This is a genomic window from Micromonospora sp. CPCC 205558 (assembly GCF_036902955.1).
Taxonomy (GTDB): Bacteria; Actinomycetota; Actinomycetes; order Mycobacteriales; family Micromonosporaceae; genus Micromonospora.
This window is the reverse complement of record NZ_JBAKHR010000019.1, coordinates 146,155-157,004: the sequence shown is the minus strand read 5'-3', so window position 1 is coordinate 157,004 and position 10,850 is coordinate 146,155. Positions and strand designations below refer to the sequence as shown.

At 72.0% G+C, this 10,850-nt stretch carries 13 protein-coding genes; 4 read left to right on the top strand and 9 right to left on the bottom strand.

Annotated elements, in window-relative coordinates; genetic code table 11:
• Positions 1–1,018: 1,018 nt before the first annotated feature.
• Positions 1,019–1,801 (bottom strand): DedA family protein, encoded by a 783-nt coding sequence (locus V6U86_RS22000; RefSeq protein WP_334505902.1) that lies wholly within the window; start codon positions 1,799–1,801, stop codon positions 1,019–1,021.
• On the opposite strand from V6U86_RS22000, the gene V6U86_RS21995 reads away from it, so the two are divergent.
• The 3 genes from V6U86_RS21995 to V6U86_RS21985 are packed head-to-tail and all read left to right on the top strand — an operon-like array spanning position 1,800 to position 3,661.
• Entirely contained in the window at positions 1,800–2,582 is a 783-nt protein-coding gene (locus tag V6U86_RS21995; RefSeq protein WP_334505900.1) for a carbon-nitrogen hydrolase family protein, read from the top strand. The genes V6U86_RS22000 and V6U86_RS21995 overlap by 2 nt on opposite strands.
• 44 nt (positions 2,583–2,626) lie before the next feature.
• Positions 2,627–3,127: a DinB family protein gene (locus V6U86_RS21990; RefSeq protein WP_334505898.1), complete on the top strand. Its 501-nt coding sequence runs from the start codon at positions 2,627–2,629 to the stop codon at positions 3,125–3,127.
• Positions 3,128–3,136: 9 nt separating this feature from the next.
• Complete coding sequence (locus V6U86_RS21985) at positions 3,137–3,661, top strand: GNAT family N-acetyltransferase (RefSeq protein ID WP_334505896.1); 525 nt, start codon at positions 3,137–3,139, stop codon at positions 3,659–3,661.
• Here V6U86_RS21985 and V6U86_RS21980 read toward each other — a convergent pair.
• The 6 genes from V6U86_RS21980 to V6U86_RS21955 form a co-directional block, all read right to left on the bottom strand.
• A complete protein-coding gene (locus V6U86_RS21980) occupies positions 3,651–4,292 on the bottom strand; it encodes a histidine phosphatase family protein (protein WP_334505894.1) in 642 nt (213 codons plus the stop codon). The genes V6U86_RS21985 and V6U86_RS21980 overlap by 11 nt on opposite strands.
• 33 nt (positions 4,293–4,325) lie before the next feature.
• A complete protein-coding gene (locus V6U86_RS21975; protein WP_334505892.1) occupies positions 4,326–5,777 on the bottom strand; it encodes a serine/threonine-protein kinase in 1,452 nt (483 codons plus the stop codon).
• Positions 5,778–5,874: 97 nt separating this feature from the next.
• Positions 5,875–6,078 (bottom strand): hypothetical protein, encoded by a 204-nt coding sequence (locus tag V6U86_RS21970; protein ID WP_334505890.1) that lies wholly within the window; start codon positions 6,076–6,078, stop codon positions 5,875–5,877.
• A gap of 2 nt (positions 6,079–6,080) precedes the next feature.
• Positions 6,081–7,145: a LacI family DNA-binding transcriptional regulator gene (locus V6U86_RS21965; RefSeq protein ID WP_334505888.1), complete on the bottom strand. Its 1,065-nt coding sequence runs from the start codon at positions 7,143–7,145 to the stop codon at positions 6,081–6,083.
• A gap of 102 nt (positions 7,146–7,247) precedes the next feature.
• Positions 7,248–8,135, bottom strand: a complete 888-nt coding sequence (locus tag V6U86_RS21960; protein WP_334505886.1) for a helix-turn-helix domain-containing protein — start codon at positions 8,133–8,135, stop codon at positions 7,248–7,250.
• Positions 8,136–8,277: 142 nt separating this feature from the next.
• Positions 8,278–8,517, bottom strand: coding sequence for a DUF397 domain-containing protein (locus V6U86_RS21955; protein ID WP_088947853.1), 240 nt, complete (start codon positions 8,515–8,517; stop codon positions 8,278–8,280).
• A gap of 264 nt (positions 8,518–8,781) precedes the next feature.
• Here V6U86_RS21955 and V6U86_RS21950 point away from each other — a divergent pair, with 264 nt between their 5' ends.
• The gene (locus tag V6U86_RS21950; protein WP_334505877.1) at positions 8,782–9,432 is read left to right on the top strand and encodes a GGDEF domain-containing protein; all 651 of its coding nucleotides are present in this window, start codon (positions 8,782–8,784) and stop codon (positions 9,430–9,432) included.
• Positions 9,433–9,584: 152 nt separating this feature from the next.
• Here the strand turns inward: V6U86_RS21950 and V6U86_RS21945 are convergent, their stop codons facing one another.
• Together V6U86_RS21945 and V6U86_RS21940 are read right to left on the bottom strand one after the other, a co-directional pair.
• Complete coding sequence (locus V6U86_RS21945) at positions 9,585–9,779, bottom strand: DUF397 domain-containing protein (protein WP_130400667.1); 195 nt, start codon at positions 9,777–9,779, stop codon at positions 9,585–9,587.
• Positions 9,770–10,513: a DUF5753 domain-containing protein gene (locus V6U86_RS21940; protein ID WP_334505916.1), complete on the bottom strand. Its 744-nt coding sequence runs from the start codon at positions 10,511–10,513 to the stop codon at positions 9,770–9,772. The genes V6U86_RS21945 and V6U86_RS21940 overlap by 10 nt, the downstream gene beginning before the upstream one ends.
• Positions 10,514–10,850 lie beyond the last annotated feature (337 nt).

Here is a 10,850-nt window from a genome sequence, read left to right as displayed (position 1 = left end):
CGCGGCGCCAGGTCCCTGTATAACGACCGCCGGGCCAGGGTCATTCCGGGGTTAGCCCATCCCATCGGCCACCCGAATGGAAGCGGCGCCGTGGTCGGTCGTGGGGGTTGCAACGACCGGCGGGCCGGCGTCATTCCGGGTTGGCCCATCCCGTCGGGCACCCCGAATGGAGGCGGTGCGTGCGGTCGGTCGTGGGGACTGCAACGACCGGGCCGTGGCTGGCATTCCAACCTGCGCGACCAGCCCTCAGGGGCTGGCGGCGGGCGGTGGTCCTGCGATCGTCAGGATGTGTAACGACCCCGCCCCGGCCATGATTCCGGCCCACGAGTGCACCCGACCACACCCCACAAACACCCACCACCAAACAAACCACCCATCCCGCCTCGGACGACACCGTCGAAACACCCCAGGCCGGGCTTAATCCACTCGCCTTCATGGAAGTCGGGGTATCCGAGACGCCGTGACACCCCGACTTCATGAAACCCGAGTCGATCATGGAGGCTCGGCCAGCGCATGCCCGGCCTCCGGCTCCGCGTGACCCACGGACGGCCTACTCGGCGCAATCCACGCGGCACAACCCCACACGGCACAACCCACGCGGCGCAGCCCACGCGGCGCAACCAACGCGGCCGGCCCAGGCGGCACAACCCACGCGCCGCAGCCCACGGCGCAAACCAACGCGGCCGGCCCAGGCGGCACAGCCACGCGCCCGAGCCCCACCCGGCACAATCCACCGCGGCCGGCCCACGCGGCACAGCGCACGCCGCCGCAGCCCACGCTGCACAACCCAACGCGGCGCAACCACGCGGCGCAATCCAACGCGGCCGGCCCACACGGCACAACCCACGCGCACAACCCAACGCAGCGCAACCCACGCGCCGCAAACAAGCGAGGCGCAGCCCACGCGGCCCGGCCCGCAGGAGACGCGGATGTCATACGGGGGCGTCATCCGACGCGCCCGCAGCCAACGCCGGTGCAATGCGGGGGTGCAGAGCAAAGGAAACCAGGGAGGGGCTGGCTAGCGCTCGTCCGAGGCCCACGATCCACTGCGGTAGAGGGTGCCGCGACCGCCCGGGTCAGGCACCCCGTTCAGCGCGCTCTGCTCAGGTTCGGTCGGCTCGGGGTTCCGTGCGGCGCGGCGGGCTCGCAGCACACGGGACCCGACGAACCAGGCGGCGCCCGCCACGCAGACCACGATCACCACTTTCTGAAGCGTGCCGACGTAGCCCTCGACGAGGTGCCAGTTGTCGCCCAGCAGGTAGCCGGCGAGCACGAAGGTGGTGTTCCAGATCAGGCTGCCCAGCGTGGTGTAGAGCAGGAACGTGCTCACCGGCATCCGCTCCACGCCGGCCGGAATGGAGATCAGGCTCCGGAAGATCGGGATCATCCGGCCGAAGAAGACCGCCTTCACGCCGTGCCGCAGGAACCACGCCTCGGTCTTGTCCACGTCGCTGAGCTTCACCAGTGGGAGCCGGGCCACGATGGCGCGCATCCGGTCGCGCCCCAGCGCCGCGCCGATCAGGTAGAGCGCCAGCGCGCCCAACACCGAGCCCAGCGTGGTCCAGAAGATCGCCCCGACCAGACTCATCCGGCCCTGCGCGGCGACGAACCCGGCCAGCGGGAGGATCACCTCACTGGGGATCGGCGGGAACAGGTTCTCCAACGCCACCGCCAGGCCGGCGCCTGGCCCGCCGAGTCGTTCCACCAGGTCAGTGACGTAGCCGACGATCCCGTCCTGCGGTGGTTCCGCTGCGGCGGCGGGGGTTCCGGTGGCGAACACGGCGTGGGACGTTCGAATCATGCGCCCACGTTACGAAGTCATCCTGAGAGTCGACCATGAGGCGGTCCGCCCGGCCGCGCGGGTAGACGACACCGGCGGGGGTGCGGAAAGCCGCACCCCGCTTCGGCTCGCGGTGGTGCAGCCGCCGTGCGTACCCCTGGATGTCGCGGCAAACGCGCGGGCGCACGCCGCCGTGGTCCGCGCGGCGCGCGCCCGGCTGGTGGTCTTTCCGGAGCTGTCACTGACGGGGTACGAGTTGGACGCGCCGGTCGTGTCGGTCGACGACCCGCGGTTGAGGCCGCTGGTCGAGGCGTGCGCCGAGACAAACACGTTGGCCCTGGCCGGCGCGCCGGTCGCGGGTGACCACATCGCGATGCTGGCGGTGACCGGCGGCGGTGCGACCGTGGCGTACCGGAAGATGTGGTTGGGGGACGCGGAGGCCCGCCGGTTCCGGCCCGGCGACGCGCCGGTCGTGCTCGATGTGGACGGTTGGCGGGTGGGCCTGGCGATCTGCAAGGACACCGGCGTGGCCGCCCACGCGGACCGGACGGCCGCGCTCGGGATCGACGTGTACGCGGCGGGCGTCCTGGAGGCCGCCCGCGACGCCGCCGTGACGGATCAGCGGGCGCACCGGACCGCCACCACCCATGGGGTCTGGGTGGCGGTGGCGAGCTTCGCCGGGTCGACCGGCGGCGGCTACACGGAGGCGGCGGGGCGGTCGGGCATCTGGACGCCGGACGGTGAGGTCTTCGCACGCGGGGGCACCGACCCGGGCGAGTCGGTCAGCGCCAGCATCAGCTGACCTCGGTGTTTGCGCGGCGGCGATGACCTTGGAATGCTTCGGGAATGACCTCCTTCCCGGGGACCTTCGCCGATGACGTCGTCGGCCAGTCAGCGCAGGCGCAGTTCGAGGCGTTCATCGACGAGCACCGCAGAGCGCTCGACGGCTACCTGGACGGGCTGACCGAGGAGCAGGCTCGCCGGTCGTTGGTGCCGTCCCGGACCACGCTGCTGGGTCTGGTGAAGCACGCCGCGTTCGTGGAGAAGGTCTGGTTCGACGAGGCTGTCACGTGTCGGCCCCGCTCGGAGATCGGCATCCCCGCCACGCCGGACGAGTCGTTCATCCTCGGCGACGGCGACACCATCGCCAGCGTCCAGCGCGCACACCGGGATGCCTGCGAAGCCTCCCGCCGCGCCACGTCGACCCTGGGCCTGGACGACCTGCTGCGCGGCAACCGGCGCGGTCCGCTGCCGCTGCGCTGGGTCTACCTGCACGTGCTGCGCGAGCTTGCCCAGCACTGCGGGCACGCGGAGATTCTGCGCGAGCAGATCCTGGCCGCCGAATAGCATCGTCGAATGCCCGAGTTGGTCGCGCCCACCATCCGTCTGCATGCCGCCTGGCTGGAGGCGCACGACGAGTGGGGGCCGGGCCGCCATGAGGACGGTTTCGGGCTACGCCCGGCCGACGAGGTGTGCTCGCCCGACGGGTTCGCGGCGTGGGTGGCCCAGCTGACCGACCAGTCCGATCCGGAGAATCCGCAAGACGCCGGTCGGGGGCGGAGCACGTACCGGTGGATCGTCGAGGACGACCGGGTGCTCGGCGGGATCGCGCTACACCACGAGCTCGACGACTACCTCCTGCGGGTTGCCGGCCAGATCGGTTACGGCATCCGGCCGTCCGCGCGGGGTCGGGGGCTGGCAAGCTGGGCGCTCGGCCGGATCCTCGCTGAGGCGCGGGCGCTCGGGTTGGGTCGGGTGCTGCTCGTCTGCGAGGCCGGCAACACCGCCTCGGCGAGGACGATCGAGCGCCAGGGCGGCGTCCTGGAGGAGATTCGGGACACCGAACTCGGCCTGGCCCGACGGTACTGGATCACGCTCTAGCCCACCCGCCGGTGTCGGCGAAGCGGCGCAGCGTCCAGCGTGCCGGCGGCCAACCGCCGGGGTCGTGGTCGGTGGTCCATTCGGTGATCGAGGCCGGTGGCACGTCCAGGTCGAACGCCCGGAATACCGGCTGCGCGGCGAGCGCGTGGAACGCGCCCTCGACGGTTTCGCTGTGGCCGACCAGGACCACTGTGGAGCCCCGGTGCCGGTGGGCGATCTCCATGATCGCGCGGCTGACGCGGACCACCAGTTCGGCCCAGCTCTCGTTGCCCTCCTCGAACGGTCGGAACACGCCGCCACCCGGCACCGCGTGTTCGGTGCGGAACCGGGCAGTGGGCAGGCCGTCGGCGTACGGGGGTGTGTGCCAGGTGCAGAGACCACAGTCGGCCACCGGCCGGACGCCGAACGCCGCGCCGATCGGTTGCGCGGTCTCGACCGCCCTGCGCAGCACCGATGAGTAGACCGCCACCGGGCCGTCGGCGGCGACCTCGACGGTGAGCCGCTTTGCCAGGTCGTGTGCCTGCTCGTGGCCGAGGGCGGTGAGGCCCTGACAGCCACGTGGCCCACCGACGATTCCTTCGAGCTGGTGGACCGACTCGCCGTGTCGCACGAAGATCAGACGTGTCCGCATCGGGACATCATGCCAGCGGTATCGACGGAGGTATCAGTCGTCCGTACGGCCGGTGGTGAAGGTGTCGGCCCGGGTGAGCAGAGCGTCCAGTTTCGCGCCCGTCTGCGCTGGTAGGCGGTCCCGCCGCACCAGCTCGGCGATGTGGTCACGCAGGTCGGCGACGCGCTTGGCGCGGTCCCGCGTGCGGCGGTTGAGGTCGGCGAGCTCGTCGCGCAGATCTTCGGCGGTCTTCCGGTCGACGTCGCCGCGGGCCACCGCGGTGGCGAGGACGGCGGCGAACTCGCTGGTCACCTCCCGGAGACTGACCGGTATCTGCTGCCCGACAGTCGGGGGCGCGGTGCTGGCCGCGGAGGACGGCGAGGGTGGTGCGGCCGGCGTCGGCGAGTGCGTCGTGGGGGCCGGAGCGGAGGTGGAGGGCGCGTCGGCGATCTCGGCCGGGTCGGGGGTGCCCTGGTTGCCGAACGGACCCTCCGCGAGCAGGGCGCCGACGCCGATCAGCACGGCGAGGACGGCCGCGACGAGGACGGGGAGGGCCCGACGGGATCGGCGTCGGGCCGGCGCGGCGGCAACCGGGGCGGGACGGGCCACCACCGACCGGTCGATCAGGGTGGGCGGGTGGGCGGCCGGCCGGATACGCAGCAGCTCGGTGGGCGGCTCGACCGGCTGGCCGGCGCCGAAGCGGCGGGCCAGGTGCGCGGCGCTCGGCCGGTCGGCCGGGTTCGTGGCCAGGCAGGCGACGGTCAGGTCGGCGATGTCGGCGGGGAGGCCGGGCATCCGCAGCGGCCGCACCGGGGTGCCCCGCCGGTGCACCTCCAGCGCGTCCTCCCAGCTCTGCACGGGCAGTGGCGCCTGCCCGGTGAGGGTGCGGTAGAGCAGTGCGCCGAGGGCGTACACGTCACTCGCCGGGTCGGGCGGGCCGGCGGTCAGCCGTTCCGGGGCGAAGTAGGCGGGGGTGCCCATCAGCGGTTCGCCGGACTGGCTGTCGAGGCCGCCGAGCGCCGCGATGCCGAAGTCGAGCACCTTGGCGCCGGTGTCGGTGAGCATGACGTTGCCGGGCTTGACGTCGCGGTGCACGACGCCGATGCGGTGCGCGGCGGCCAGCGCGGCGGCGATCTGCCCGGCCACCCGGACCGCCTCCGGCCAGGGCAACGGCCCGGACCGTAGCCGGTCGGCCAGGTTGTGACCGTCGACCAGCTCCATCACCAGGTACGGGACGACGACGCCGCCGGCCAGGGTCGCCTCGGCGTAGTCGTACACCTGGGTGACGTGTGGGTGGGTCAGCCGGGCGGCCGCGCGGGCCTCGCGTTGGATGGTGGCCCGTAGCTGCGGGTCGGTGGCGAACTGCCCGGCGAGCACCTTGATCGCCACCGGCCGCCCGAGCACCTCGTCGTCGCCTCGCCACACCTCGGACATGCCACCGAGACCGATCCGCTCGTGCAGTACGTAGCGGTCGTGGAGGCGGAGGGTGGGCGTGAGCGGTGACATGGCTTCACCAGTCTGCCTGGCAACACCGCTCTCGACCACTCTGCGTGCCCGGCCCCGCACTGTTCGTCCCGTGCGTGCCGGAATGGGATTGGTGCGGTCAGGAGCAGCGCGGGGCGCCGGGCAGCGGTCGCGGCTGGATGCGGTCGGCGAGTCGGCGCAGGGCGAGGGCGGTGGCCTGCCGGGTCGGGGCGAGCCGGGCCCGGCGGGGGTGTTCGACCTGGACCGGAGCGTCCGGTCGGGCCGAGTTGGCGTGTCGGTTCATGGCGTCGAGTGCGGCGACGTACCCGGTGGAAAGTTCCATGGTCAACTCCTTGGGACAGGTCCGGTGGAGTCCCGGACGACGAGTGCGGTGGGCAGCAACACCTGACCGGCCGCGGCGTCCGCCGGCGGGTCGAGCAGCAGTTCGGCGGCGATCCGGCCCTTTTCCTCGGCCGGTTGCCGGACGGTGGTGAGGCCGGCCGCGGCAGCCTCGGGGACGTCGTCGAACCCGGTCACCGAGACGGTTGGACGATCATGGGCCGGCCGCGCGGCCAGGGCGTCCAGCACACCGAGCGCGAGAACGTCGGAGCCGGCCAGCACGGCGGTCGGCGGTGCGGGCTGGTCGAACAGCCCGGCGATGGCTGCGGCGGCCGCCGGACGGCTGTTGCCGGGCGCGTTGACCAGCGTCAGCTCGGGCCAGCCGACGCCGACCTCGGCGAAGGCGTCGGCGAACCCGGTGAGCCGCCCCCGGGTGGTCGGGTGCGGGATCTGGTCGACCCCGGCCACTGTGAGCGGGCCGGCCGGCGCGTCGGGCAGCACCGACTCGGCGAGCAGCGCCACCCGACGGTGCCCGAGCCCGGCGATGTGCGTGGCGGCACTGCGCGCGGCGGCCCGCTCGTCGATGCCGACGAACCGTTCGTCGGCGCCGGCATTGTCGCGGGGGGCCGTGCTGACGAACGGCAGCCCGCGCTGGCGGATCACGTCCAACGCCCATTCCTCGTCGCCTACGCAGTAGACGCAGAACCCGTCGACAGCGGCGTTCTCCACCGCCCGCCGGGCGTCGGTAACCGCCGTGGGCAGCGGCACCAGCAGCATGCTCATGCCGTGCTGCTCGGCCGCCGCGCCGACGCCGGCGAGGAAACGGACCGCGAACGGGTCGGTGAAGGCGTACGACAGTTGCGAGGTGAACAGCACACCGATCGACCCGACGAAGCCTCGGCGCAGCGAGCGCGCGGTGGGGTTGGGGCCGGGGTACCCGAGTTGCCGGGCAGCGTCCAGGATCCGCTCGCGCAGCGCGGCGGAGAGCTGGTCGGGGCGGCTGTAGGCGTTGGACACGGTGCTGCGGGAGACGCCGACGGCGTCGGCCACGGCTTGCAGTGTTGGCTTCACCGGCACCTCTCTGTATCGATCCAGTCTGTATCGATACAGAGACTAACCCGGCGGTCGGCGTCGGTCAATACGTGAGCTGAGCGGGGGTCGGCGCGGTCGGGGTCAGGCCGGGTAGGTCTCGTCCAGCAGCCGGCCGAGGATCTCCGCCGTACGCTCCGGCGGCTCGGCCTCGACACAGAGCCGCTCCATGGCCACCGCGTAGTAATCCAGGTCGTCGCGCTTGTCGAGGTAGATGGCGCTGGTGAGCTGTTCGATGTAGACGATGTCCGGTAGCTCCTGGTCGCCGAAACGCAGGATGGTGTACGCGCCGCCGGCAGCGGCGTGGCCACCGGCGGCGAACGGAATGACCTGGAGCCGGATGTGGGGCGACTTGGTCGCCTCGATGAGCGCGGCGAGCTGGCCACGCATGACTTCGGCACCGCCGATGGGGCGGCGCAACGCCGCCTCGTCCACCACGGCCCAGAGCTGCGGGGGGTTCTCCCGCTGGAGCAACTGCTGACGCTGCATCCGCAGTGCGACGCGCCTGTCGATCTCGGCCGGACCAGCCGTGCCGTGCCCGAGCAGCACGACCGCCCGGGCGTACTCCCGGGTCTGCAGCAGGCCGGGCACGAACTGCACCTCGTAGCTGCGGATCAGCGCGGCGGCGGCCTCCAGGCCCAGGTACGACTGGAACCAGGACGGCAACACGTCGCCGTAGCGGTGCCACCAGCCGGGGCTGTTCGCGTCCCGCGCGAGCTTGAGCAGCGCGTCGCGCTCCTGCTCATCGGTGACGCCGTAGAGGGTCAGCAGGTCGGCGACGTCGCGCTCCTTGAAGCCGACCCGGCCCAGCTCCATCCGACTGATCTTGGATTCGGAGGAGCGGATCTCCCAGCCGGCGCCCTCCCGGGTCACCCCGCTGGACTCCCGAAGGCGGCGCAGTTGGGCGCCGAGCAGCATGCGCAGCACGGTCGGCCCGGTTGTCGGGCCACCCTCGGCGGGAACCATCGTCACGTGCGGACCTCCGGACACCGACCCACGGCGGCCGGGCGCCCCGGCCCGGCCGACGTGTAAGCATGCCATGGACCGACAGTGAGGTGAACTCCTCCGCGTCGGTGAATAAGTCCCGTCTCCGGGACGACCTACCCCCGGACGGTCAGTTGATCAGGTGGTCGAAATCGCCGTCCCGCGCACCGAGAACGAAGGCGGCGATCTCATCCACCGTGTAGATCAACGCCGGCCCTTCCGGGTGTCGTGAGTTGCGGACCGCGATGCCCGCTCCCCCGGGCAGTTCGGCCAGTTCGACACAGTTGCCGCTGGGGTTGCTACGGCGGCTCTTCTGCCAGCTCAGCGGGGGCAACTGGTGGATCGGTACGCCATTGGGTGGCTGATGCATGGAGGCGTCTTTCTGTTACGAGCCCGCCGGTGGCCGTGGGAGGAGCGGTAACGGCGAGGGGGTGCGGTATCGACATTGGACGGTTCTGCACGTGCATCTGCTATTGCATCTGCATCCGACGGCGAGCATGATAACGCACATGATCGGTGCCCATCCGTTCACTTTGTGTTACCCCCACACGGGCGACGATCAGGCAAAACTGGGCCCGACGCGGCGTCCCGCGTCAACCGAAGGCGGGAGGCGGTCGCGGCGATGGGAGGGTTCGTGCCGGATCCGATGAGTGTCGCCTCTGGCATCTGCGCGGCCGGCGCACTGCTCTCCTCCTGGCAACTGCGCCGACGGGCGGTCCGCGCCGAGGCCGAGATCGGCCACCTGCAGGCCGAGTTGGCCGCCGAACGGCACGCCGCCAGCCACGACCCGCTCACCGGGCTGCCCAACCGACGGGCCTTCTACCGCCTGGCCGCCGCCCTGCTCACCGACGCCGCCGGCCAGCCGCTGATCGCCGTGGTGCTCGACCTGGACGACTTCAAGCAGATCAACGACCGGTACGGGCACGCCGCCGGCGACCAGGTGCTGATCAGTGTGGCCGAGCGGCTCGCCGGCTTCGCCGGGGACAATCTCGTCGCCCGCCTCGGCGGTGACGAGTTCGCCGGCCTGCTCTCCAGCCCCACCGTCGACCGCGTCTGGATCGAGCACTCCACCCGCCGGCTCGCCGAGACCGTCGCCGCGCCGATCCGGCTGAACGGGTGCAGCGTCCGGGTCACCGCCTCCGTCGGGCTCGCCCCGGTGACCGGTCCGGCCCAGCTCACCGACGCGCTCAGCCGCGCTGACGCGGCCATGTACCAGGCGAAGAGCCTCGGCGGCGCCCGGTTGCCCCGCCAACTGGTCGACAGCGCGTTCCTCACGGAGCGCTGACCGCTCAGGTGACCGGCGCTCCTCGCCCGGCGCTCGCGCTCGGCGTTGGTGCTCGGCGTCCGCGCCCGGCGTTCGCGCTTGATCCACTCGGCTTGCCGGAAGTCGGGGTGTACGGGCTGCCCTGATACCCCTTTTCCGTAAACCCGAGTGGATCAGCGGCCGGCCACACGGACCGCGTCGACGAACGACGCCCAGGCGGCCGGAGCGAAGGTCAGGGTGCCGCCGTCGCGGTGCTTACTGTCGCGCACCAGCACCCGACCGGGCAGGTTGTCGGCCACCTCGACGCAGGCACCGCCGTTGTTGCTGCTGCGGGTCGCGGTACGCCAGCGGGCGTCGCTCATGTCCATGTCGTGGCCACTTCCCTGATCAGCTCGATCGACCGGCGTCGGGGGACCGCCTCACCGGTGACGCTCTCCCACCTGCGTCCCAGGCTAGCGACGTCGAGGGGATCGGTCACGACCTGACCGCGGAGTTGGTTGTCGAGATATGCCAATTCCGTCCCGTCGGGCAACCGCCCCAGGATGAAAGGTCCGGCCAGCCCGGTGTGCCACGGGCACTCGGCCGGAATGACCCGAACCTGCACGTGTTCCCACTCGGCCACACTCGCGAGGTGGGCCAGTTGGCCGGCCATCACGGCGCGGTCGCCGACCGGCCGGCGCAGCACCACCTCGTCGATCACCGCAACCAGCTGCGGTGGAGCGTCGCGGCGAAGGATCGCCTGCCGTTCGAGGCGACCCGCCACGATCAGGTCCACCTCGGACGGTGCGACCAGACCACCGGTGTTCAGCACCGCGCGGGCGTACCCCTCGGTCTGAAGCAGTCCCGGCACGAGCAACGGCTCGTACCACCGAATGCCGGTGGCGTCCTGTTCCAGTTCGGCCCAGGGCCGGAACCATGGCAGGTCACGACGGCGGAACGGCTCCGGCCAGAGGTCGGCCGCGTCCCGGCGCAAAACCTCGGCCACCGCCACCCGGGTACGCGGATGCGGAATGCGCCCCGACGCGAGCCACCGCGCCGCCGTCTTCGGGTCGACGCGGACCTTCTCGGCCAACGACTCGACCGTCTCGCCCGCCTCGGCCATCGCCACCCGCAACGCCTCGTTCGCCACCAGATCCTCCCGCCGCTCTCGGTGCCGTGGCTGACGAGCTGGAAGCCCTCGCCCAGCCGGCGCACCGCGACGCCGCTCGATGCACGTTGCGGCGGACGATAACCACGCTGCGTGCCCGTGTCTGCGGGCTACCGGCGTGTTGCGGTGTGACGTGTCGGCGCGCATCTCGGAGGCCCCCCGACCGCCCCCGAGATGCCCCGACAGCGTCCCATGGCTCGCGTCCCGGCCCACCCGCGCTCGAAGTGGATCGCGGCGGCCGTGCGGGGGGCACTACCACCGGGCTGGCGCTGCGGAGCTGATGTCGCAGACG